22 protein-coding genes and 1 other RNA gene are annotated in these 24198 nt (G+C 65.0%); 6 read left to right on the forward strand and 17 right to left on the reverse strand.

What is annotated here, in order from left to right; translation table 11 throughout:
• Both HLG70_RS14335 and HLG70_RS14340 read right to left on the reverse strand, forming a co-directional pair.
• Positions 1–750 (reverse strand): electron transfer flavoprotein subunit beta/FixA family protein, encoded by a 750-nt coding sequence (locus HLG70_RS14335; protein ID WP_008164052.1) that lies wholly within the window; start codon positions 748–750, stop codon positions 1–3.
• 70 nt (positions 751–820) lie between these two features.
• Entirely contained in the window at positions 821–1744 is a 924-nt protein-coding gene (locus tag HLG70_RS14340) for a histone deacetylase family protein (protein ID WP_171663420.1), read from the reverse strand.
• A gap of 10 nt (positions 1745–1754) precedes the next feature.
• Here HLG70_RS14340 and mltB point away from each other — a divergent pair, with 10 nt between their 5' ends.
• Entirely contained in the window at positions 1755–2912 is a 1158-nt protein-coding gene (mltB, locus tag HLG70_RS14345; protein WP_171663389.1) for a lytic murein transglycosylase B, read from the forward strand.
• 135 nt (positions 2913–3047) lie between these two features.
• Here the strand turns inward: mltB and cysM are convergent, their stop codons facing one another.
• The 15 genes from cysM to gyrA form a co-directional block, all read right to left on the reverse strand.
• Positions 3048–3956: a cysteine synthase CysM gene (cysM, locus tag HLG70_RS14350; RefSeq protein WP_171663390.1), complete on the reverse strand. Its 909-nt coding sequence runs from the start codon at positions 3954–3956 to the stop codon at positions 3048–3050.
• 80 nt (positions 3957–4036) lie between these two features.
• Positions 4037–4528, reverse strand: a complete 492-nt coding sequence (locus HLG70_RS14355) for a ComEA family DNA-binding protein (protein ID WP_171663391.1) — start codon at positions 4526–4528, stop codon at positions 4037–4039.
• A gap of 175 nt (positions 4529–4703) precedes the next feature.
• The gene (gene rfaD / locus HLG70_RS14360; protein WP_171663392.1) at positions 4704–5693 is read right to left on the reverse strand and encodes an ADP-glyceromanno-heptose 6-epimerase; all 990 of its coding nucleotides are present in this window, start codon (positions 5691–5693) and stop codon (positions 4704–4706) included.
• Positions 5690–6631: a D-glycero-beta-D-manno-heptose-7-phosphate kinase gene (rfaE1, locus tag HLG70_RS14365; RefSeq protein WP_171663393.1), complete on the reverse strand. Its 942-nt coding sequence runs from the start codon at positions 6629–6631 to the stop codon at positions 5690–5692. Before rfaE1 ends, rfaD begins: the two co-directional genes overlap by 4 nt.
• Positions 6628–7842, reverse strand: a complete 1215-nt coding sequence (lapB, locus tag HLG70_RS14370) for a lipopolysaccharide assembly protein LapB (protein ID WP_171663394.1) — start codon at positions 7840–7842, stop codon at positions 6628–6630. Before lapB ends, rfaE1 begins: the two co-directional genes overlap by 4 nt.
• A 60-nt stretch (positions 7843–7902) precedes the next feature.
• Positions 7903–8217 carry a LapA family protein gene (locus HLG70_RS14375; protein ID WP_171663395.1) on the reverse strand — a complete coding sequence of 105 codons (315 nt, stop codon included), beginning with the start codon at positions 8215–8217 and terminating at the stop codon, positions 7903–7905.
• A gap of 178 nt (positions 8218–8395) precedes the next feature.
• A complete protein-coding gene (locus HLG70_RS14380; RefSeq protein ID WP_171663396.1) occupies positions 8396–8755 on the reverse strand; it encodes an integration host factor subunit beta in 360 nt (119 codons plus the stop codon).
• A gap of 3 nt (positions 8756–8758) precedes the next feature.
• Complete coding sequence (gene rpsA / locus HLG70_RS14385) at positions 8759–10471, reverse strand: 30S ribosomal protein S1 (RefSeq protein WP_171663397.1); 1713 nt, start codon at positions 10469–10471, stop codon at positions 8759–8761.
• 242 nt (positions 10472–10713) lie between these two features.
• Positions 10714–11403, reverse strand: a complete 690-nt coding sequence (cmk, locus tag HLG70_RS14390) for a (d)CMP kinase (RefSeq protein WP_171663398.1) — start codon at positions 11401–11403, stop codon at positions 10714–10716.
• 13 nt (positions 11404–11416) lie between these two features.
• The gene (gene aroA / locus HLG70_RS14395; protein WP_171663399.1) at positions 11417–12739 is read right to left on the reverse strand and encodes a 3-phosphoshikimate 1-carboxyvinyltransferase; all 1323 of its coding nucleotides are present in this window, start codon (positions 12737–12739) and stop codon (positions 11417–11419) included.
• Between the two features lie 5 nt (positions 12740–12744).
• Positions 12745–13647, reverse strand: a complete 903-nt coding sequence (locus HLG70_RS14400; RefSeq protein ID WP_171663400.1) for a prephenate dehydrogenase — start codon at positions 13645–13647, stop codon at positions 12745–12747.
• Positions 13644–14765, reverse strand: a complete 1122-nt coding sequence (hisC, locus tag HLG70_RS14405; protein ID WP_171663401.1) for a histidinol-phosphate transaminase — start codon at positions 14763–14765, stop codon at positions 13644–13646. The genes HLG70_RS14400 and hisC overlap by 4 nt, the downstream gene beginning before the upstream one ends.
• Positions 14766–14776: 11 nt before the next feature.
• Entirely contained in the window at positions 14777–15862 is a 1086-nt protein-coding gene (gene pheA / locus HLG70_RS14410) for a prephenate dehydratase (protein ID WP_171663402.1), read from the reverse strand.
• On the reverse strand, positions 15855–16985 hold the full coding sequence (serC, locus tag HLG70_RS14415) for a 3-phosphoserine/phosphohydroxythreonine transaminase (protein ID WP_171663403.1): 1131 nt from the start codon (positions 16983–16985) through the stop codon (positions 15855–15857). The genes pheA and serC overlap by 8 nt, the downstream gene beginning before the upstream one ends.
• Positions 16985–19645 carry a DNA gyrase subunit A gene (gene gyrA / locus HLG70_RS14420; protein WP_171663404.1) on the reverse strand — a complete coding sequence of 887 codons (2661 nt, stop codon included), beginning with the start codon at positions 19643–19645 and terminating at the stop codon, positions 16985–16987. The genes serC and gyrA overlap by 1 nt, the downstream gene beginning before the upstream one ends.
• A gap of 412 nt (positions 19646–20057) precedes the next feature.
• On the opposite strand from gyrA, the gene ompA reads away from it, so the two are divergent.
• From ompA to ssrA, 5 genes are all read left to right on the forward strand, one after another.
• A complete protein-coding gene (ompA, locus tag HLG70_RS14425; RefSeq protein ID WP_171663405.1) occupies positions 20058–20639 on the forward strand; it encodes an outer membrane protein OmpA in 582 nt (193 codons plus the stop codon).
• A 149-nt stretch (positions 20640–20788) separates the two neighbouring features.
• On the forward strand, positions 20789–21517 hold the full coding sequence (ubiG, locus tag HLG70_RS14430) for a bifunctional 2-polyprenyl-6-hydroxyphenol methylase/3-demethylubiquinol 3-O-methyltransferase UbiG (protein WP_171663406.1): 729 nt from the start codon (positions 20789–20791) through the stop codon (positions 21515–21517).
• Positions 21514–22188, forward strand: coding sequence for an HAD-IA family hydrolase (locus HLG70_RS14435; RefSeq protein WP_171663407.1), 675 nt, complete (start codon positions 21514–21516; stop codon positions 22186–22188). Before ubiG ends, HLG70_RS14435 begins: the two co-directional genes overlap by 4 nt.
• 348 nt (positions 22189–22536) lie before the next feature.
• The gene (locus tag HLG70_RS14440; RefSeq protein WP_171663408.1) at positions 22537–23715 is read left to right on the forward strand and encodes an MFS transporter; all 1179 of its coding nucleotides are present in this window, start codon (positions 22537–22539) and stop codon (positions 23713–23715) included.
• Positions 23716–23805: 90 nt separating this feature from the next.
• Positions 23806–24195, forward strand: a transfer-messenger RNA (tmRNA) gene (gene ssrA, locus HLG70_RS14445).
• Positions 24196–24198 lie beyond the last annotated feature (3 nt).

The following is a 24198-nucleotide window of genomic DNA, read 5'->3' on the forward strand; positions in this document are numbered from 1 at the left end:
TCAGACCACCTTCGCTTCGTTCTTGAGTTTGTCCACCAGGGCCGCGACATCGGCCACCTTGATGCCGGCCTTGCGGGCGGGCGGCTCGCTGACCTTCAGCGTCTTCAGGCGCGGCGCGGGATCAACGCCCAGGTCTTGCGGCGTGACGGTGTCCAACTGCTTCTTCTTGGCCTTCATGATGTTCGGCAGCGTGACATAGCGCGGCTCGTTCAGGCGCAAGTCGGTGGTCACGATGGCGGGCAGCTTCAGCGTCAGCGTTTCCAGGCCGCCGTCCACTTCACGCGTCACGGTGACCTTGCCGTCGGCCAGTTCGACCTTGCTGGCGAACGTGGCTTGCGGCCAGTCCAGCAGCGCGGCGAGCATCTGGCCGGTCTGATTGGCGTCGTCATCGATGGCTTGCTTGCCCAGGATCACGAGCTGCGGCTGCTCCTTGTCGACCAGCGCCTTCAACAGCTTGGCCACGGCCAGGGGCTGCAATTCGGCATCGGTCTGAACCAGCACGCCGCGATCGGCGCCGATGGCCATGGCGGTGCGCAGGGTCTCCTGGCATTGCGCAACGCCGCAAGAAACCGCCACGACTTCAGCGACCGCGCCCTTTTCCTTCAGGCGGGTGGCTTCTTCGACGGCGATTTCGTCAAAGGGGTTCATGGACATCTTCACATTGGCGATATCCACGCCAGTCTGATCAGACTTGACGCGCACCTTGACGTTGTAGTCAACGACGCGCTTGACAGGTACCAACACCTTCATCCCGCTGCCTCCAAATGGAAATAATGACCCGGCATGCGCCGGGATCGCATTGCACAATTTTTTCCTGATTCTACAGCTTCGCCAGCGCCCGTATATGCGCAACCACGCTACGGCCCAGGGCCGACAAGTTGTAACCGCCTTCGAGCGTGCTGACGATCCGGCCCTGACAGTGACGTTCGGCAACGTCCACAAGCCGTTCCGTGATCCATGCGTAGTCGGCTTCCACCAGGCCCATCTGGCCCATGTCGTCCTCGCGGTGGGCGTCGAATCCGGCCGAAACCAGGATCAGTTCGGGGCGGTGCGCCTCCAGCCTGGGCAGCCAGGTATCGGTGACGATAGTCTTGACCGCGGCGCCCGCCGTATAGGCGGCCACGGGCACGTTCAGCATGTTGGCGGCCGGATGGTCGACACCGCTGTTGGGAAAGAACGGATGCTGGAAAAAGCTGCACATCAGCACGCGCTCGTCGCCCGCGAACACATCTTCGGTGCCGTTGCCATGGTGGACATCGAAGTCCACGATCGCCACCCGCTTCAAGCCATGGGCATCCATCGCATGCCGCGCCGCAATAGCGACATTGTTCAAGAAGCAGAACCCCATCGCCTGCGACCGGCACGCGTGGTGCCCGGGCGGGCGCACCGAGCAGAATGCCGTGCGGGCCTCGCCCTTCATCACCGCATCCACGGCGGCCACGCCCGCGCCCGCCGCATGAAGGGCGGCCTCGTAGGTGTGCGGATTCATCAGGGTGTCGGGATCTATCGGGTAATACCCTTGGTCCGGCGTATGTTCTTGCAAACTGTCCAGGTACTGGACAGTGTGCACGCGCAACAGCTCGTCGCGGGACGCCTGGGGCGCCTGCCGGTCGTTCAGGTAAGGCATCAATCCGCTGGCGAGCAATTGGTCGGAAATGGCGTCCAGCCTCTGCGGGCTTTCGGGATGCCAACTGCCCATTTCATGCAAGCGGCATGCCGGGTGGGTAAGATACATGGTCTCCATAAGGAAGATTATGTTCATCTGTCGGCGAATACTGCAACTCGGAACGCTTTCCGCCCTGCTGGCGGGGTGCTCCACTACCGCCCCCACCGCACCCTCCACCACGCTCGCGGCCCAGACCGCCCCGGCCTCGGGCACCGCCCCCATCCGCATCGGACCCAGTACGCCGACACTTGGCCCCGAGCTGCCGGATGACGCGCCCGCCACGCTGACGGCATCCGGCGCCCTGCGCCCGGAAGTCCGGTCATTCGTGGAAGACCTGGCCGTCGAACGCCAGCTCCCGCTTGCGCCCATGGTCTCGGCGCTGGAAGGCTCGCGCTATAACGCCACGGTGGCGCGCCTGATCGCCCCGTCCCCGCCCGGCAAGAAGATCTGGCGCAGCTGGCTGACCTACCGGTCGCGTTTCGTGGAGCCCAAGCGCATCAGTTGGGGCGTCGAGTTCTACAACGAGAACCGCGACCTGCTCAACCAGGCCGCTCAGCGCTTCGGCGTGCCGGCGCCCATCATCGCCTCCATCATCGGCGTCGAAACGCTGTATGGCCGCAATATGGGCAACTTCCGTGTGCTGGACGCCCTGGCCACCCTGGCTTTCGACTACCCGGACCCCGCCAAGCCCGAGCGCGCCACGATGTTCCGCGGACAGCTCGCCGACTTCCTGACGCTGGTCATGAAGGACAAGCTGGAGCTGGAGACGCGCGGCTCCTATGCGGGCGCCATCGGCATGCCGCAGTTCATGCCCACCAGCGTCATGCACTACGCGGTCGACGGCGACGCCAACGGCCATATCGACCTCACCAACAATACCCAGGACGCCATCATGTCCGTGGGCAGCTTCCTGGCGCAGCACGGCTGGCAACGAGGCCTGCCGGTGTTTGCGCCGGTGACGCTGCCCGCGGACCCGACCGCGCTGGTCGATGGCGGCCTGGAGCCCAAGCAAAGCTGGAACTCGCTTTCCGCGGCCGGCGCGCGCCTGCAGCCGGGCGCCTCCAGCGACGGCTGGGGCAGTCAGCCCATGGGCGTCGTGGACCTGGTGGAAGAAGCACGGGGCACGGCGCAATATCGCGTCGGCACGCCCAACTTCTTCGCGCTGACCAAGTACAACCGCAGCTATTTCTATGCAACCTCCGTGGCAGACCTGGCCACCGAGATCGAAGCCCGCGTGACGCGCTGACCCGACGCCAGCATGAAAAACGGCGCCCCGGCGAAGGCCAGGGCGCCGTTTTTCATCCGGCGAGCACGCAGGGCGGTTGTCGGCCGTGGCATGCGGCGGCGGATGGCGGAAAGCCGCCTGCCGCCGCCCGGATTGTCAGTTGAAGACTCCCGTGGACAGGTAGCGGTCGCCCCGGTCGCACACGATGAATACGATCGTCGCGTCATTCACGCGTTCCGCGACGCGCAACGCAGCGACCAGCGCCCCCGCCGACGAGATGCCGCCAAAGATGCCCTCTTCGGCGGCCAGCCGGCGTGCCATGACCTCGGCTTCGGATTGCTCGATGGATTCGTAGGCGTCCACGCGGCTGCGGTCGAATATCTTGGGCATGTAGGCCTCGGGCCACTTGCGGATACCCGGGATCTGCGAGCCTTCCGCCGGCTGGGCGCCCACCACCTGCACCGCGGGATTGCGCGATTTCAGGTAGGCGGACACGCCCATGATGGTGCCCGTGGTGCCCATGGCGCTCACGAAATGCGTGATGCGTCCATCGGTCTGGTTCCAGAGTTCCGGGCCGGTGGTCTCGATATGCGCGCGCGGGTTGTCGGGGTTGGCGAACTGGTCCAGCACCAGCCCCCTGCCGTCCGCCTGCATTTCGGTGGCCAGGTCGCGCGCGTATTCCATGCCGCCCTTGTCAGCCGGCGTCAGGATGAGTTCGGCGCCATAGGCCGCCATCGCCGCGCGGCGTTCCACGGAAAGGTTGTCCGGCATGATCAGGATCATGCGGTAGCCTTTCATCGCGGCCGCCATGGCCAGCGCTATGCCCGTGTTGCCGCTGGTGGCTTCGATGAGGGTATCGCCCGGCTTGATGTCGCCGCGCTCTTCCGCATGCTTGATCATCGACAAGGCCGGACGGTCCTTGACGGAGCCAGCGGGGTTGTTGCCCTCCAGCTTGGCCAGGATGACGTTGCCACGCGCCGCGCCCGCGGCCCCGGGAATGCGCTGCAGACGCACCAGCGGCGTGTTGCCGACGGTTTGCTCGATAGTGGGATAGGTAGTAGTCATGCCGACGATCATAACTCTGCCCGGCGCCGGGCGCCGCCAAAAGCCGCGCTCGCGCCAGGGGTTCCCAGCGCTGCCCGTCTTCAGGGCTTGGCACGGGTGGGCGCCGCCGCGGACGCCCCGGGTTTGGTGGCCACGGACCTGCCCTGCGCCGGTTTGGCCGTCGTGGCCGCGGCGCCGGGCGGCTCGGCGGCGGCCGGCTGGCTGCCCACCGTCAGGCCGGCCGCCTGCAGGGCCTGGGCTTTTTTCTGGCCAATGCCGCGCACCCGCTCGCTCAAGTCCTCCAGCGATTCGAAAGCGCCGCCGCGCTCCCGTTCCCGCACGATGATCTCGGCGGTACGCGGTCCGATTCCACGTACGCCTTCAAGCTGGGCGGCGGTGGCCTGGTTGGCATCCACCGCCCCGGCTGGCGGCGCCGCGACACCCAGGCCGGCCGTCAGCAACAGGACGTTCAGCGCCTGCCGCAAGGCGCGCCGTCCGGCACGGGGGCAATCGGATGCCGGCGCCCGGCGCGGCCTGCGCCATTGCGACAGCGGCGATGCGCGGGCAACGGTGTGTTCGACAAACGGATTCATTTGACTCTCCTGAGAAGACCGGACGCAACGGTTGTCGCGCCAGGTCCCCATCATCACGGCGCGCCTGCGCATGCGCCTTTCCGGTGAACGAAAGCATCCACCCCGGCAAGCACGCGGGTAAGAAAAAAGCCACCGTGTCCACGGTGGCTTTTCAGACGGCCGGCTTGCGCGGCGGCTACCTGCGGGCGCGCCAATAGCGCACGTACTCCGCCACGCCGGTCTGCACATCGCGCATCGGCGCGGTGAACCCTGCGCCGCGCAGCTGGGTGACGTCCGCCTGCGTATAGCTCTGGTAGCGGCCCTTGAGATCGTCCGGGAAGGGGATATAGCGGATCAGGTCCAGCTCCGCCAGTTGCGCCAGCGTCAGCTCGGCCTCGCCGCGTTCGGCGCGCAAGGTGTTCACCACGGCGGCCGCCACATCATTGAACGGCTGCGCCCGGCCGGTGCCGCAGTTGAATATGCCGGATTGCTCGGGGTGATCCAGGAAGTGCAGGTTGACCGCGACCACGTCCTCGACCGAAATGAAGTCGCGGCTCTGGCCGCCGTCCACATAGCCGTCCCAGCCCGCGAACAGGCGCACGTGGCCATGTTCCAGGAACTGGTTCATGTTGTGGAACGCCACCGAGGCCATGCGGCCCTTGTGCTGTTCGTGCTGGCCGTAGACATTGAAGTAACGCAGGCCCACCACTTGCGCCGTCAGGCTGTCCAGGCGCTTGCGCAGCACCTGGTCGAACAGGAGCTTGGAATAGCCGTAGACGTTCAGCGGGCCTTCGTTGTCGGGGTGCTCGACGTAGACCGAAGAGCCACCATACACCGCGGCGGACGAGGCGTAGAGGAACGGAATGCGGCGCGCCTGGCAGAACTCGAACAGCTCCAGCGTGACGCGGTAGTTGTTGTCGAGCATGTAGCGGCCGTTGCGCTCGGTCGTGTCCGAGCAGGCGCCTTGGTGCAATACGGCCCGCACTTCGGGCAGGCTGCCGTCGGCCACGCGCCGGCGGAAGTCGTCCTTGTCCATGTAATCGGCGATCCTGCAATCGACGAGATTGACGAACTTGTCGCCCTCGGTCAGATCATCGACCGCGATGATGTCCTCGATGCCGCGGCGGTTAAGCCCACGCACCAGGTTGCTGCCTATGAAGCCCGCGGCTCCGGTAACGACGATCATGAGGATTCTCCTGCCAATTCCGCGGCGGTGACGATGGACGTGCCCAGCTTGCCGACGGCGATGCCGCCGGCCTTGTTGGCCCAGCCCATTGCCTCGGCCCACGGCAAGTCGATGGCGCGCGAGACCGCCAGCGTGGCCAGCACGGTATCGCCCGCGCCGGATACGTCGAACACTTCATGCGCTTGCGCATCGGTGTGGTCGCGTCCCGCATCGGTAAACAAAGTCATGCCCTGCTCGGAACGCGTCACAAGCAAGGCCTCCAGGTTCAGGTCGGCGCGCAGGCGCTGCGCCCGATCGGTCAATTCGGCCTCGGAATTCCAGCGGCCCACGGCCTGCTGCATTTCCGAGCGGTTGGGCGTAACCAGAGTCGCGCCGCGATAGCGGGAATAGTCATCGCCCTTGGGGTCCACCAGCACGGGGATGCCGGCATGGCGCGCCAGGGAAATCAGGGACTCCACGCGGGTCAGCACACCCTTGGCGTAATCCGACAGCACGACGATATCGTGATTGGCCAGATGGCGGGCCAGCGCGGCGTCCACGCTGTCCAGGGCGGCCTGGCCAGGATGCTGCTCGAAATCCACCCGCAGCAACTGCTGCTGGCGCCCCAGCACGCGCATCTTCAGCGTGGTGTGCAGGGAGTCGTCGGCGATCAGGTCGGCCTGGATGCCGGCCTCGGCGGCCAGGCGCCTGACGCTGTCGCCAGCCTCGTCCTCGCCCAATACGCCGACCAGGGTGACGTGGCCGCCCAGGGCGGCCACGTTGCGCGCCACGTTGGCGGCGCCGCCCAGGCGGTCCTCGCGGCGCGCAACGCGCACCACCGGCACCGGCGCCTCGGGCGAGATACGTTCTACTTCGCCAAACCAATAGCGGTCCAGCATCACGTCGCCAACCACGAGGACGCGGCTACGCGAGATGGCTTCGGCGGGAAAAGAGTTCATTCAAGTTCTTCCAGACGGCGCGGCGCATAGGTCTCCCAGGCGTTGCAGCCCGGGCACTGCCAGTAAAAGCGACGCGCTTGAAAACCGCAACTGCGGCATGCATAACGATCCAGCCGTTGCGTGTGCTTGTGGATCAGGCTGCGCAGCAAGGTCAGATCGGCGCCCGGCACCGGACCGTGGTCGGAATCGCCCTCGCCATTGGCCAGTTCGGCCTCAAGCAGCCGGTCCAGGCCCAGCAACGAGGGATGACTGCGCAGCGCACCCCGGGCAAAGGCCCAGGCCGGCGCGGCGCCCTGCTGCACCCTGAGTTCCCGGAACACCACGTTGAACAGGTCCAGCGAGGCATGGCGCCCGTACTGCTTTTGCAGAAACTCCAGCCCGGCCTGCGCCTGGTTGGCGGCGCGATAATTGGCCAGCAGCTGTTCCGCCACCAGCCCGGCGTATTCGGGGGCATCGGTCATGACCGATTCCAGGTACAGCCTTTCGCGCTTGGGGTCCTGTTCGATCAGGGCCAGGCGCGCGCGCAGCATGGCGGTGCGCACCATCGCGCCCTTGCTCGAGGCGGCGTCCGTGGTCGACAGGGCGTGGTCGGCGGCGTCCAGCGCCTTGTGCGCGGCCTCGATGTCGGCCGGCTTGGCCGTCAGGGCGGTCTGCGCCTGCTCGCAGTAGTAATGCACGATCTGCGGGACCGGTTCGTCGACCAGGCCCTGCAGCGTCTTCACGGCCTCGATGGCGCGCGGCCAGTCGTGTTCCGATTCGAAAATGCGGATCAGGGAGCGCAGCGCGGGCAAGGCGTAGCGCGTGTCCTTGAGCTGTTCAAAGCCGCTTTCGGCGCGGTCGAGCATGCCAGCCTTCAGGAAATCCTGCGCCAGTTCATGCTGTGCGTGCTCGCGCTCGGCGACAGGCAGGTCCGAGCGGTTCAGCAGGCTCTGGTGTACGCGGATGGCGCGTTCCATCTCGCCGCGGCGGCGGAACAGGCTGCCAAGCGCGAAGTGCAGCTCGGTGGTTTCAGGGTCCAGCTTGGCGACTTCGACGAAGGCATCGATGGCGCGGTCCGGTTCCTCGTTGAGCAGGAAGTTCAGCCCCCGGAAATAGGAGTCCGGGAGGCTGCGGGTTTCCCGCAGCATTTGCCGGATATCGAAGCGCGCGGCCAGCCAGCCAAGCGCGAACAGCACCGGCACGAAAATCAACCACCAAGGTTCAAAATCCACTATTTGGGCTCATGCGGTAATTCGGTGCAAAAAAGGGGACGCGCGGACGGCACAACGGCGTCACAGCGGCGACATCGGAGCAACGGCCTCCGGCGGCACGACGGGCGTGTTGCCGCTCACTGCGGCCTGGATACGATCCAGTTCGCGACGCAGACGGATGGCTTCGCGGCGGCGGCGCACGGCGGCGGGCACGGTAAGCAGCAGGCCGAACAGGGCTCCGAGCACGAATACGACCAGCATGACGACAATCAGCGGGACGTCCTGAACGACGTAATCGGCATAGAACTTCACAGCAACCGGATCGGTGTTCTTCAAGGCGAACATCAATACCGCAACGAACACGAGCAATCGCAGGGCCCAGACAAGATAGCGCATGGCGCATGCTCCAGATAATTCAAGACCTTCAATTGTAAGCGACCTCTCTCGCCCCAGCGAAAAAAAAGCCCCCACGCGTCGCGCTTGCCTGCCGACAAAAAACAAAGCCCCTTGATTTCTCAAGGGGCTTTGTCCGCGGTCCGATCTGCCCGAAGGCAGCCTTTGCTTGGCCGACGCGTCAATGCATGGCGTGCAGGCCTGCCATCGACGGCATCGACTCACTCGATCCAGAGGATTGAGCGTCCTCGTCATTGCCGCCGACCAGGTCTACCCGTTCGCGCAATTCCTTGCCCGCCTTGAAGTGCGGCACCTGTTTTCCAGGCACCAGCACCTGTTCGCCGGATTTCGGGTTGCGCCCGACACGGGGAGACCGCTGCGACAACGAGAAGCTGCCAAAACCGCGGATCTCGATGCGCTGACCCGAGGCCAGGGCCTGGGTCATTGCATCAAGTACGGTCTTGACCGCGTAATCGGTGTCGCGGGCGGCCAGCTGAGGATAGCGGGCCGCCAAGGCGGCGATCAGCTCCGACTTGGTCACGAATTAACCGTCGTTGCGCTGTTGGTCCAGCTTGGCCTTCAGCAGCGCGCCGAGGTTGGTGGTGCCGGACGAAGCGCTGGCGTCGGACATGCGCTGGATCGTGTCGGCGGTTTCGGCGTTGTCACGGGCCTTGATCGACAGCTGGATCGAACGCGTCTTGCGGTCGATGTTGACGATCATGGCTTCGATGTTCTCGCCAGCGGTCAGAACGGTGGTGGCATCTTCAACGCGGCCCGAGGAGATCTCGGAAGCGCGCAGGTAGCCTTCAACGTCCACGGACAGCGTGACGACAGCGCCCTTGGCTTCAACGGACTTGATGGTGCCCGGAACGACTGCGCCCTTGTCAAACGTGGCGACGAAGTTGTTGAAGGGGTCGCCTTCCAGCTGCTTGATGCCCAGCGAGATGCGTTCCTTGTCGGTATCGATGCCCAGAACCACGGCTTCGATCTCGTCGCCCTTCTTGAAGTTGCGCACGGCTTCTTCGCCGGTTTCCGTCCACGACAGGTCGGACAGGTGAACCAGGCCATCGATGCCGCCGGGCAGACCGACGAACACGCCGAAGTCGGTGATCGACTTGATGGCGCCGCGGACCTTGTCGCCGCGCTTGAAGTTCGTGGCGAACTCTTCCCACGGGTTCTGACGGCACTGCTTCATGCCCAGCGAAATGCGACGACGGTCTTCGTCGATTTCCAGGACCATGACTTCGACTTCTTCGCCCAGGGTAACAACCTTGCGCGGGTCGACGTTCTTGTTGGTCCAGTCCATTTCGGAGACGTGAACCAGGCCTTCGATGCCGGCTTCGACTTCAACGAACGCGCCGTAGTCGGTCAGGTTCGTGACCTTGCCGAACAGGCGGGTGCCTTGCGGGTAGCGGCGAGCCAGGCCCACCCACGGATCTTCGCCCAGTTGCTTGACGCCCAGCGAGACGCGGCTCTTTTCCTGGTCGAACTTGAGGACCTTGGCTTCGACTTCCTGACCCACTTGCAGGACTTCGGAGGGGTGACGCACACGGCGCCAGGCCATGTCGGTGATGTGCAGCAGGCCGTCGATACCGCCCAGGTCAACGAACGCGCCGTAGTCGGTGATGTTCTTGACCACGCCCTTGACCACAGCACCTTCGTGCAGGGTTTCGAGCAGCTTTTGACGCTCTTCGCCCATGCTGGCTTCCAGCACCTGGCGACGCGACAGCACAACGTTGTTGCGCTTGCGGTCGAGCTTGATGACCTTGAATTCGAGGGTCTTGCCTTCGTACGGGGTGGTGTCCTTGACCGGACGCAGGTCCACCAGCGAACCCGGCAGGAACGCGCGGATGCCGTTGGTCATGACGGTCAGGCCGCCCTTCACCTTGCCGGTGATGGTGCCGGTAACCAGTTCGCCGTTTTCCAGGGCCTTTTCCAGCTGCAGCCAGGCCGACAGACGCTTGGCGCGGTCACGCGACAGGATGGTGTCGCCGTAGCCGTTTTCCAGGGAATCGATGGCCACCGAGACGAAATCGCCGGGTTGCACTTCGAGCTCGCCCTGGTCGTTCAGGAACTCTTCCAGGGGGATCAGCGCTTCGGACTTCAGGCCGGCGTTGACGACGACGAAATTATGGTCGACGCGCACGACTTCGGCGCTGATGACCTCGCCGGACTTCATGTCCTGGCTCTTGAGGCTTTGTGCGAAAAGGTCGGCGAAGCTTTCGCCGCCGGTGGCGGTAGTGGAAACGGAAGACATGGGGTTGAAATCCATTGGGCCGAAATGGCCGTTAAGAACACACCGCAGCGGATTGCCCGCCACAGTGGAGTCAAAATACCTGCCTGCCGGCTTACCCTTGCGGGGTGGCCCGTGGGGGTGTCGCCTGGCTAGTGCAGGGCCTAATCAAAAAATCAGTGTTGGAGCAATGCCCCGCCGGATTCCGGTGTGGGCTCGGTCGGCTTCAGTCGGGTTTCTGTATGGTCTCAATGACCGAACCAACCCTACTTCGCCTGCGACTTTTGCCAGAAATCCAATATTGCCTGCACCGTCTCTGCAATCGTCAAATCAGACGAATCCAGCACGTGTGCGTCTGCTGCGGGAGCCAGCGGCGCGGTAGCGCGACCGGTATCGCGGGCGTCTCGCTCGCGCATATCCCGCAGAAGGTCATCTAGATTAGCAGAAATTCCCTTTTCGATCAACTGCTTACGGCGCCTCTCCGCCCGGGCGACGACATCGGCGACCAGGAACACCTTGAGGGACGCATCGGGGAACACCACCGTGCCCATGTCTCGGCCGTCCGCGACCAGTCCCGGCGGCAGCCGGAAAGCGCGCTGGCGCTCGAGGAGCGCCTGGCGCACACCGGGAAAAGCGGCCACCCGGGAAGCGAAATTGCCCACTTCCTCGCGGCGGATGTCGTGGCCGACATCGGCGCCTTCCAGGTAGACATGGGGACCCTCGAAACGCACATCCAGCGTTTCAGCCGTGCGGGCCACGCCAGCCTCGTCCTCTGCCGCCACCCCGTGATTGATGGCGGCCAAGGCAGTCAGGCGATACAGCGCGCCGCTGTCCAGCACCGCCCAGCCCAGCGCCTTGGCGACGCGATGGGCCACGGTGCCCTTGCCGGACGCGGTGGGGCCGTCGATCGTGATGACCGGAGCCTGGGAAGAAAGAGTCGAAGCTGTCAAAGTCATGAGCAATTTAGCGCTAGGCCGCAACCAGGCCCGCGTAGACATCAAAGTAACCCGGGAACGTCTTGCTGACGCAGCCCGGGTCAAGAATACGGACCGCCGACGGCCCGAAGGCCGCCAGCGAAAAGCACATTGCCATCCTGTGGTCGTCCCAGGTGCCGATGTGCGCATCGCGCCACCCATCCTGGGCGGGCGGCGTCACGCGCAGCCAATCCGGCCCCGATTCCACTTGCGCGCCCAGCTTTTCCAGCTCGGTCTGCATCGCGTGGATACGGTCCGTTTCCTTGACGCGCCAACTGCCGATATTGCGCAACCGGCAAGGGCCGTCGGCGTACAGAGCCAGCGCGGCGGCCGTCATGGCGGCGTCGGGAATCAGGTTGAAATCCGTGTCGAAGGCCTTCAGGCGCTCGCCCCCGGCGACTCGCGCCCCGGAAACCTCGATCCAGTCCGGGCCGTAAGTCACCTGGGCGCCCATGTCCGCCAGCGTGCCGGCGAACGCAACATCGCCCTGGATGCTGTCGGCGCCCACGCCGGTCACCCGCAAGGGGCCGCCGCCGATCGCACCCAGCGCCAGGAAATACGAAGCCGTTGATGCGTCCCCTTCCACCGCGATCTGGCCCGGGCTGCGATAGGCCGCCCCGGCGTCGATGACGAAGCGGCTCCAGCCGTCGCGCCGCACCTGCACACCAAAGCGCGCCATCAGGTTCAGCGTGATCTCGATGTACGGCTTGGAAATGAGCTCGCCCAACACCTCGATGGTCACGGGCTTGCCGCTGCGGCCCGCCTGCAGCGGCGCCGCCAGCAGCAAGGCGGTCAGGAACTGGCTGGACACCGAACCCTGCACCCGCGTCACGGCGTCGTCAGCGATCTCGCCACGGCCGATATGCAGCGGCGGATAGCCCGATTGCCCCAGGTAGTCGATGCGCGCGCCGAGCGCGTTCAGGGCATCGACCAGGTCGCCGATGGGGCGCTCGTGCATGCGCGGCACGCCCGACAGGCGGTAGTCGCCGCCCATCAGGGCCAGCGCGGCGGTCAGCGGGCGGATCGCGGTGCCGGCATTGCCCATGAACAGGTCGGCGCTTTCCACCGGGAAGCGGCGTACACCCTGCACCGTGACGCGGCCCGCGTCCAGCTCGGACACCTGCACACCAAGCTGGCGCAAGGCGCCCAGCATGACGCGCGTATCGTCGGAGTCCAGCAGGCCGGTGATGACCGTGCTGCCCTCGGCGATTGCCGACAGCAGCAGAACACGATTGGAAATGCTCTTGGAACCCGGCAGGGCAATCACGCCCTGCGCACGCCGCACGCGCGGCAGGTCCAGATAAGGCAAAGCGCCCATGTCAGCTACTCCTTGCGCCAGTTGCGGCGCGCGCGGGCCGCCGTATCCAGCAGCGTCAGCAAAGCCTCGCCGTCGCCATCGGCGATGGCGCGCTCGGCACGATCCAGCACGCTGCGCACGCCGGCCAGTTCGGCCAGCATTGCTTCGCGGTTGGACAGAAAGATATCGCGCCACATCTCCGGCGAACCGGCGGCGATGCGGGTGAAGTCGCGAAAGCCGCTGCCCGCCAGGTCCAGGCGGGTCCTGGCGTCGGCGGCCGTGGCCACTTGTTCCATGTAAACCGCCGACAGCAGGTGCGGCAGATGGCTCACCGACGCCAGCACGCGATCGTGCGCATCGGCGTCCATGTCGATCACGTCCGCCCCGCAGGCCTCCCAGGCGCGGCGCACCAGATCCAGGGACCGCGCGCCGTTCTCGGGCAGCGGCGTCAGGATGACCGCTCGCTTGCGGTACAGGCTCGCGTCGGCGGCCTCCGGGCCGGTACGCTCCGCGCCCGCGATGGGATGACCGGGCACGAATTGTCCGATGCGGCCGCCCAGCGCGGCGCGCGCGGCCTCTACCACTTCGGCCTTCGTGCTGCCCGCGTCGGTCAGGACCGCGCCCTCGGCCAGCCGGGGCAGCATCCGCGACAGTACGTCCTTGAGGCCGCCCACCGGCGTGGCCAGCAGGATCAGATCGGCCCTTGCCGCGGCCTCTTCGGCCGTGACCGCCTCGTCGATCAAACCCAAGTCGACGGCACGCGCCAGGGATTGCGCGTTGCGCCCCACCCCCAGCACCCGGCCCACCTGTCCCGCCTGGCGCAACGCCGCGGCAAAGGACCCGCCGATCAGACCGACGCCGACAACAGCCAATACAGGAATCAGGGGGCCCGCGGCCCCCTGATCGGAAGAAGGTAACGCGTCGTTCATTCGGACAGGATGGCAGTCAGGGCGTCGATGAAGCGGGTGTTCTCTTGCGGCAGGCCGATAGACACGCGCAGCCATTCCGGCAGCCCGTCGCCGGCCACCGGGCGCACGATGACGCCGCGCTTGAGCAGTTCGAGGTTGATCCGCGGCGCATCGCCCACATGGACCAGCACGAAATTGCCGTAGCTCGGGACGTAGCGCAGCTTCAGCCGGTCGAACGCGGCGCAGAGCTGCGCCTTGCCGGCCTTGTTGGAGGCGTACGCTTCCTCAAGGTAGGCTGCGTCGCCCAGGGCGGCGATCGCGGCGGCCTGCGCCAGCGTGTTGACATTGAACGGCTGACGCACGCGGTTCAGCAGGTCGGTCAGGGCCGGTTGCGCAACCGAGAAGCCCACGCGCAGGCCGGCCAGGCCGTAGGCCTTGGAGAAGGTGCGCGAGACGATCAGGTTCGGATAGCGGCGCACCAGCGCGGTGCTGTCAAAGCGGAACTCCGGATCGAGGTATTCGTTATAGGCCTCATCCAGCACGACCGTGACCCGGTCGCCATGCGTGGCATGCACACGTTCCAGGAAGGCGGCAACCTTGTCGCCCGGCACGAAGGTGCCCGTCGGGTTGTTCGGATTGGCGATGAACACGAGGCGCGTGTCGTCGGCAATCGCGTCGAACATTGCGTCCAGATCATGACCATAGTCCTGCGCCGGCACCACGATGTGGCGCGCGCCGCGCGCCTGCGTGGCCAGGCGATAGACCGCGAACGAATGCTGCGCATACACCGCCGACGAGCCCGGCTCCAGCAGCGCGAGCGCGGCGATTTCCAGGATGTCGTTGGAACCGTTGCCCAGCGTGATCCAGTTCATCGGCACGCCATAGCGCTCGGCCAGCGCCGACTTCAGGTCAAAGCCGTTGGGATCGGGATAGCGCGCCAGCGACTCGGCGGCCGCCAGCATGGCCTCGCGCGCCGACTTGGGCATGCCCAGCGGGTTTTCATTGGAGGCCAGCTTGACGATGGTGGCCGGATCCAGCCCGAACTCGCGGGCCAGTTCTTCAATCGGCTTGCCCGCCTGATAGGGAGCGATGGCACTGACGTGCGCGGGAGCTACGAGGGGCTTGGATGCGGTGGTCATGGTGTGGAGTGTCACTGCGCCGGGTAGGAGCCCAGCACTTTCAGATAGGCGACCTGCGCCTGCAAGGTGGCCAGGGCGCGCTCGACGTTCGGGTCGTTGCGATGACCCAGGACATCGACGTAGAAATAGTATTCCCATTGGCCGGTGCGCGCGGGCCGCGATTCAAAGCGCGTCATCGACACGCCGTTGGCGGCCAGCGGCGCCAGCATTTCATAAACCGCGCCCGCGCGGTTCGGCACGGCCAGGATCAGGCTGGTCTTGTCCTTGCCGCTGACCAGCGGCTCGATGCCGCCGATCGCCAGAAAACGGGTACGGTTGTGCGGATCGTCCTGGATCCCGGCGGCGATGATCTCCAGGTTCCAGGCGGGGGCAGCCACGTCGCCGGCGATCGCCGCGATGCTCGCGTCGCCCGCGGCGGCGCGCGCCGCTTCCGAGTTGCTGGACGCAGCCACGCGTTCCACCTCGGGGTAGTTGCGCGTCAGCCAGCCCTGGCACTGGGCCAGCGCCTGCGGATGCGCGGAAATGGTCTTGATGCCGTCCATGCTGCCCGACTGCGACATCAGGCAATGGCGGATGACAAGCGACCGCTCGCCGAGGATCTTCAGCGGGGTATTGAGCAGCAGGTCCAGACTGCGGTTGACGGCGCCTTCGGTGGAATTCTCCACGGGCACCATTCCCACGTCGGCCTGACCGGCCTCGACGGCCCGGAAAACCTCGTCGAACGACGCACAGGGCAGCTTCTGCACCGCGTGCCCGAAATGCTCCAGCGCGGCCTGCTCCGAGAACGAGCCCTGCGGCCCCAGGAAAGCAACTGTCATGCCGCGTTCCAGGCCACGGCAGGCCGAGATGATCTCGGTCCAGACCGACGCCACGCCCGCGTTCGGAAACGGGCCCGGGTTGATTTGCTGCAGGCGCCGGATCACTTCGGCTTCGCGCTCGGGACGCAGCACCGGGCCATCGGCCTGGGCTGCGTGCTTGGCCTCGCCCACTTCCAGCGCGGCGCGGGCGCGCTGCGACAGGAGGTCAAGGATTTGCGCATCCAGCGCGTCGATGCGGGCGCGCAAGGGGAGCAGCTTGCGCTGCAGGTCTTCATCCATGGCGGCGCTCGAATTCCTTCAGATACTCGACCAGCGCCGCCACCCCTGCGAGGGGCACGGCGTTGTAGATGGAGGCGCGCATGCCGCCCACGCTCTTGTGGCCCTTCAACTGCGTCAGGCCGGCCGCCTCCGCGCCTTGCAGGAAGGCATCGTTGAGCGACTCGTCGCGCAGTACGAACGGCACGTTCATGCGTGAACGCACCGGCGCGTGGATGGGATTGCGATAGAAGCCGGAGCTGTCCAGGTAGCCGTACAGCAGATCAGCCTTGGCCTTGTTGGCGGCTTCCATGCCCGCCACGCCGCCATTGGCCTTCACCCACTTGAACACCAGGCCCGCGACGTAGATCGCGAAGGTGGGCGGCGTGTTGTAGCGGGAGTGCTCGGCGGCCACGTTGGCGTAGTCGAAGGCGGACGGGCAGATAGGCAAGGCGTGGCCGATCAGGTCGCGACGCGCGATGACCATGGTCACGCCTGCCGGGCCAGCGTTCTTCTGCGCGCCGGCATACATCATGCCGCAGCGTGTCACGTCCATCGGACGCGACAGGAAATGCGAGGACGCGTCGACGACCAGCGGCACGTCGGGCGCGCCCAGCGCGGCGGTATCGGGCCAGTCCAGGAACTCGACGCCGCCGATGGTTTCATTGCTGCAAAGATGCAGGTAGGCCGATTCCTTGCGCACCTGCCAGGTATCGGCAGGCGGCACCCAGGTCAACGGCCCCTGCTCGCGCCCATCCAGCTGGGCAGCTTGCTCGCTGCTGGCGGCCAGATGGGTGCTGCCGTAGCGGCCGGCTTCCTTGTACGAACGCTTGGACCAATGGCCCGTCACGACGAAGTCGGCAGCCGGCGTGCCGCGGCGTCCCATGAGATTCATGGGAACGATGGCGTTCTCCCCGGAACCTCCGCCTTGCATGAACATGACGGCGTAGTCCGCCGGCAAGCCCAGCAGCTCGCGCAGGTCCGATTCGGCTTCATCGCAGATCTGCACGAAATGCTTGCCGCGATGGCTCATTTCCATCACGGACATGCCGCTGCCGTGCCAGTCCAGCATTTCTGCAGCGGCTTGCTGCAGCACCACCTCGGGCAAGGCCGAGGGGCCTGCCGAGAAGTTCCAGGGGCGGGCCATTATTGCTCCGTAGGTTCCGTCGAATCCGCTGCGTCGTTGCTGTCGTCGCCACTGGCTTCCTGGCCGTCTTCGTCCAGTTCGCCGTCATCATCCGCATCGCTTTCCACGACACGGCGCACGCCCGACAGCGTACTGCCGTCGTCAACGTTGATGAGCGTGACGCCTTGCGTTGCGCGGCCCATTTCGCGGATTTCCGCGACACGGGTGCGCACCAGGACGCCACCAGTGGTGATCAGCATGATTTCGTCGGCAGGCATGACCAGCACCGCGCCCACCACCTTGCCGTTGCGCGAGGTGGTCTGGATGGCGATCATGCCCTTCGTGCCGCGGCCATGGCGCGTGTACTCGGCGATCGGAGTACGCTTGCCGTAGCCATTTTCGGTGGCTGTCAGCACGGTCTGCGTTTCGTCGCCGGCCACGAGCAGCGCAATGACGGTCTGCGTCTCTTCGAGCATCATGCCGCGCACGCCGCGGGCATTGCGGCCCATCGGACGCACGTCGTTTTCGTCGAAGCGCACGGCCTTGCCGGCATCCGAGAACAGCATGACGTCGTGCTTGCCGTCGGTCAGGTCGGCGCCGATCAGGTAGTCGCCATCGTCAAGGTCGACGGCGATGATGCCGGCCTTGCGCGGGTTGGAGAAGTCGGACAGCGGGGTCTTCTTGACCGTGCCGCGCGAGGTCGCCATGAAGACGTAGTGATCTTCGCTGAATTCCTTGACCGGCAGCACGACCGTGATCTTCTCGCCGTCAGCCAGCGGGAACATGTTCACGATGGGCTTGCCGCGGGAATTGCGCGTGCCTTGCGGCACTTCCCAGACCTTCAGCCAGTACACGCGGCCGCGGTTCGAGAAGCACAGCAGGAAGTCGTGCGTATTGGCGATGAACAACTGGTCGATCCAGTCGTTTTCCTTCATCGCCGTGGCCTGCTTGCCGCGTCCGCCGCGCTTTTGCGAGCGGTACTCGGACAAGGGCTGGCTCTTGATATAGCCGCCATGCGACAGGGTCACGACCATGTCGGTGGGCGTGATCAGGTCTTCGGTGTCGAGCTCGGTCGCGTTCAGCTCGATTTCCGAGCGGCGCGAGTCCTTCGCGCTGGTCGAGAATTCGGCCTTGATGGCTTGCAGCTCTTCGCTGATGATGGACGTGATGCGCTCGGGACGGGCCAGGATGTCGAGCAGGTCGGCGATCGTGGACATGATGTCCTTGTATTCGCCGACGATCTTGTCCTGCTCCAGCCCGGTCAGGCGTTGCAGGCGCATGTTCAGGATTTCCTGAGCCTGCGTGTCGCTCAGGCGGTACATGCCGTCGCCCTGGAGGCCGAACTCGATGCCCAGGTCGTCCGGACGGAAGGCCGAGCGGCCTCCCGGCGTATCGCCGTCGGCGCGCGACAGCATTTCGCGCACCAGCGACGAATCCCACGACTTCGCCATCAATTCCTGGCGGGCCACGGGAGGCGTCGGCGCCGCCTTGATGATCGCGATGAAATCGTCGATGTTGGCCAGCGCGACGGCCAGGCCTTCCAGCACATGGCCGCGTTCGCGGGCCTTGCGCAGCTGAAACACCGTGCGGCGCGTGACCACTTCGCGGCGATGCTGCAGGAAGTAGTCGATCATCTGCTTCAGGTTGAGCAGGCGGGGCTGGCCATCGACCAGCGCCACCAGGTTCATCCCGAAGGTGTCTTGCAGCTGCGTGTTCTTGTAGAGATTGTTCAGGACAACCTCGGGAACCTCGCCGCGCTTGAGCTCGATGACCAGGCGCATGCCGTCCTTGTCGGACTCGTCACGAATATCGGAGATGCCTTCGATCTTCTTGTCGTTGACGAGCTCGGCAATGCGTTCCTGCAGCGTCTTCTTGTTGACCTGGTAGGGAATCGCGTCGATCACGATCGCCTGGCGATTGCCCTTCTCCATGTCTTCGAAGTGGGTCTTGGCGCGCATGATGACGCGGCCGCGACCGGTGCGGTAGCCTTCGCGCACGCCCGACATGCCGTAAATGATGCCGCCGGTGGGAAAATCGGGCGCCGGGATGAGCTCGATCAGCTCATCGACCGTGCAAGCCGGATTGCGCAGGCAGTACAGGCAGCCGTCGACCACTTCCTGGAGGTTGTGCGGCGGAATGTTGGTGGCCATGCCCACCGCGATGCCGGAGCTGCCGTTGACCAGCAGGTTGGGCAGGCGCGACGGCAACAGCAGCGGTTCTTGTTCGCTGCCGTCGTAGTTGGGGCCGAAGTCCACCGTCTCCTGGTCGATGTCGGCCAGCAGTTCATGGGCGATCTTGGCCAGGCGGATTTCGGTATAGCGCATCGCAGCGGCGTTATCGCCGTCGATCGAGCCGAAGTTGCCCTGGCCGTCGACCAGCATGTAGCGCATGGAGAAATCCTGCGCCATGCGGACGATGGTGTCATAAACGGACTGGTCGCCGTGGGGGTGGTACTTACCGATGACGTCCCCGACAATACGCGCCGACTTCTTGTAAGCGCGGTTCCAGTCGTTGTTCAGCTCGTGCATCGCGTAGAGCACGCGCCGGTGGACGGGCTTGAGCCCGTCCCGCACATCCGGTAGCGCCCGCCCAACGATCACGCTCATTGCGTAATCGAGGTAACTGCGGCGCATCTCTTCTTCCAGCGATACCGGAAGCGTCTCCTTGGCAAAGGAATCCATATATATAACGACAGAATCGTGTAAGGAGGAACCCGGGCCGGGTAAACAGGAAATTCTATCATTCGAATGGGAGCCCGGTCTGGCGGGCTGCGGGAAGCGGCGCGACAGCGGCTCGGACCGGGTAACCTGGGGACGCCCCCCGCCGCGCGCACCCGCGCCCCGTGGGCTTGTTGTCAAAAACCAACATGGAAAACCGATGGAGCGCCGAAAACGTCATATCCAGCGTTAATGCGCCTGTCCAGGGAAGCCAAAGCACCCCAAATGCCTTAAGATTGTTTCCAGCACGCAGGAAACCCAGTAGCTATTCCTTTGAACCAGCTCTTGGCGTTGCTATACTGGCCCCGTTTTCCTGATATGCGGCGGGGGTTCGCTGCGAGTCACTTATCCAGCTTCAAGCTCAACGAGGAGAAACATGAACAAACCCTCCAAATTCGCTCTGGCGCTCGCCTTCGCCGCCGTCACGGCCTCTGGTGTAGCTTCCGCGCAAACCGTGGACAACTGGCGCAACCCGTTCGGTGACGTTTGGAAAAACGGCACGAACGAACTGTGCTGGCGCGATGCTTTCTGGACCCCTGCTACCGGTATCCCCGGTTGCGACGGTGTCCCGGTTGCACAACAGAAGGCGAAGCCGGCCCCGATGGCGGCAAAGGTCGTGTTCAATGCTGACACGTTCTTCGACTTCGACAAGTCCGTCCTGAAGCCCGAAGGCCGTCAGCTGCTGAACCAAGTCGCCCAGCAAGTTCGCGGTATCGAGCTGGAAACCATCATTGCTGTTGGCCACACCGACTCGATCGGTACCGAAGCCTACAACCAGAAGCTGTCCGAGCGCCGCGCCGCTTCGGTCAAGGCCTACCTGGTCAGCAAGGGTATCGACCCGAACCGTATCTACACGGAAGGCAAGGGTAAGCTGCAGCCGATCGCTTCCAACAAGACGAAAGAGGGCCGTGCCCAGAACCGTCGCGTTGAGATCGAAATCGTGGGTAGCCGCAAGTAATTGCCGGACTAGCTACAATAAAGGGCCTCGCATAGCGAGGCCCTTTTTTTCGCCTGCCATGCACCTATCCGGTGCATGATCACGCGCCGTTCCTCGCCTAGCGCGCTGGACCCCCTCTATATATAGAGTCGCCTTTCGCTGGACCGCCCATGACCACGCAAACTCACGACACCCCGCAAGCCTCCGTCAACGCCGACCAGGCCGAACTCGACAAGTTCAGCGCCCTGGCCAGCCGCTGGTGGGATCCTGAAAGCGAGTTCAAGCCGCTGCATGCGATCAATCCGCTCCGGCTGGAATGGATCCAGGAATGCGCGGGCAGCCTGGGTGGCAAGAAGGTGCTGGACGTGGGCTGCGGCGGCGGCATCCTGTCGGAGGCCATGGCCCGCAGCGGCGCCGAGGTGACCGGCATCGATCTGGCGGACAAATCCCTGAAGATAGCGCGCCTGCACGGCCTGGAATCGGGCGTGAAGGTGGAGTACCGCAAGGTACCGGTGGAAGAATTGGCGGCTGAACAGCCTGGCCAGTACGACGTGGTGACCTGCATGGAAATGCTGGAGCACGTTCCGGACCCGGCTTCGATCGTGCGCGCCTGCTCCGCCCTGACCAAACCGGGAGGCTGGGTCTTCTTTTCCACGCTGAACCGCAACGCGAAGTCCTTCCTGTTCGCGATTGTGGGCGCGGAATATGTGCTGCGCCTCCTGCCGCGCGGCACCCACACCTACGACCAGTTCATCAAGCCCAGCGAACTGTCCGCGGCGGCCCGTGGCGCCGGCCTGGAACCGGTGGGGATGCGCGGCATGGAATACAACCCCATTACCCAGATATACACGCTGTCGTCCGACACCTCGGTCAACTACCTGATGGCTACCCGCAAATGAGCGCTCTGATTCTGTTCGATTTCGACGGCACGCTGGCCGACACCGCCCCCGACCTGGCAGCCGCGGCCAACCGCCAGCGCACGCGCCGCGGCCTGGAACCGCTGCCGTACGAGGCGCTGCGCCCCGTCGCCTCGCAGGGCGCCCGCGGCCTGCTGCGCGTGGCGCTGGATCTCAAGCCCGGCGACCCGGACTACGAACCGACGCGCCTGCAGTTCCTGGAAGACTACGCAGCCAGCTCCACGGTCCACAGCAAGCTGTTTCCCGGCATCGAGGAACTGCTGGCCGATATCCGCAGCCGGGGGCTGTCCTGGGGTATCGTCACCAATAAAGTCACCTACCTGACCCTGCCTATCGTCGAGTTCCTGGATTTGACGCGCGACAGCGCCGTGCTCGTTTGCGGCGACACCACCGCCCATGCCAAGCCCCATCCGCTGCCGTTGCAGCATGCCGCGCGTGAAGCCGGGTTCGCGACGGACCGCTGCGTCTATGTCGGAGATGACTTGCGCGACATCCAGGCCGCGCACGCCGCGGGCATGCCCGCCGTCGCGGCGGCCTATGGCTACGTGGGTGAAGACGACAACATCACCACCTGGGAAGCGGAAACCTGCGCCAGCACTCCGGCCGACCTCTGGTCCGCCATCCAGCCGCTGCTGCCCAGCGACCTGCGCTGAGACGCAAGACGGGCCGCCACCAGTCGGCCCGTCGCTGTCTTTACGATTGTTCGCGCCTATTAGTGAAATTGGCCGAACAATCTATCCGGGTTCAGACGCTTTATCCTGACGCCCAAGTCCCTTAAAGTGTGAACCATGCATGGCGCTCGGGGTGTTCCCCGATTGCCTTCCGGCTGATGCCGGCGTTGTGGCCCCAGCCTGCCGCAGCGACAGATGTCCGCGCTGACGGCCTTCCGCCCTCTCGCACCGCGCCCGTTCCCTTGCCGCGGCGCACACCCGACCTTTTTAGTTCGCCCCACACTGCCCTGCCCGCGTGCTGCCTTCCGGCATCGCGCCAGAGGAATGCCTATGCTTTTGCCTATTCTGCTTCTATCCGCCGCCGGCTTCACCATCCTGACAACCGAGTTCCTGATCGTAGGGCTGCTTCCAGGCCTGGCCCGCGACCTGAATGTCACCGTCTCCCAGGCTGGCCTGCTGGTGACCCTGTTTGCTTTCACCGTCGCCGCGACCGGCCCTCTTCTGACTGCCCTGATGGCAAACATGGAGCGCAAGCGCCTGTTCATCGGGGTACTGGTGCTGTTCGGCCTTTCCAATGCCCTGGCGGCCGTCGCGCCCAACATCTGGATCATGGCGATTGCCCGATTCGTGCCAGCCCTGGCCCTGCCGGTATTCTGGTCCCTGGCCAGCGCCACCGCGGTGGAGCTGGTCGGGCCGGCGCGCGCCGGCCGCGCCATATCGATGGTGGCGTTTGGCATTGTCGCGGCCACCGTGTTCGGCATTCCCATCGGGGTGCTGATTTCGGATGCATTCGGCTGGCGCGCGGCCTTCTGGGTCCTGTCGGCAGTGGCGTTCGCCAAGGCGTTACTGCTGTTGATCACCTTCCCCAGCACCCGCATCCGCGCCAACAGCGTCCGGCTCGTCACGCAATTGCGCATCCTGCGCAACCCGATGGTGGTCGGGCACGTGGTGCTGTCCTTGCTGGTGTTCACCGGCATGTTCACCGCCTATACCTACCTGGCGGACATGCTGGAGCGCCTTGCCGGGTTCAACGGCGAGACCGTCGGCTGGACAATGATGGCTTTTGGTGCCGTCGGGCTGGTCGGCAATACCCTGGGCGGCCGCCTGGTGGACCGCAGCCCGCTGGGCGCAACCGCCCTGTTCTCGTCGCTGATGGCGGCTGGGCTGGTGTTCGTCGCACCCGTCATGCAGTCGCATGGCCTGCTCGCCGTCGCGCTGGGCCTCTGGGGAATCGCGCAAGCGGCGCTGTTCATCGTGTGCCACGTGCGCCTGATGAAGTCCGCGCCGGAAGCGCCGGCCTTTGCCGCGTCCCTGAACATCTCGGGCGCCAATATCGGCATCGGGCTGGGCGCCGTGGTGGGCGGGCATGTGATCGACAACTATGGCCTGGCCTCGCTGGGGTGGGCGGCAGCCGTCATTGTTGCGATTTCGGTGGGCCTGGCCCTGTTGATGATGGCCGCCTCGCGCCCGAACCGGCAAGACAAGGCCGCCTGCGCCAATGCGGCCTGACCGCCGCTTGTGTCGCCCGCGCCACGCCAGGACTGTCTGGCGCGCACAACACAGCAGGCTATTGCGTTTACCAGTACAATAGAAGTTCTTGGGGCCGATCCGGATTCGACGTGGGTCGCGAAACAACTCAGGGCATGCCGAGCACCAGTTCGCTCGTTAAACCACTGGAAACACTACAAACGCCAACGACGAGCGTTTCGCTCTCGCCGCTTAAGCGGTGAGCCGCTGCACTGATCTGTCCTTGGGTCAGGTGGAGGAAGGCAACTTCCTAGGGGGGTAACCCTCGAACCACAGCAGCGACATTCACAAGGAATCGGTCTGCGCTGGGGTCACACGGCTCAGATTTAAATTACGTGAATCGCTTTGGTCCGGCCTGTCGGTTGGCTAAGTCCAAAGTTAAAACTAAATAAATCGACTACGCATGTAGAACTGATTGCAGAGGGCTTGCGGACGGGGGTTCAATTCCCCCCGGCTCCACCAAAA

The organism is Achromobacter deleyi (assembly GCF_013116765.2).
GTDB classification, from domain to species: domain Bacteria; phylum Pseudomonadota; class Gammaproteobacteria; order Burkholderiales; family Burkholderiaceae_B; genus Achromobacter; species Achromobacter deleyi_A.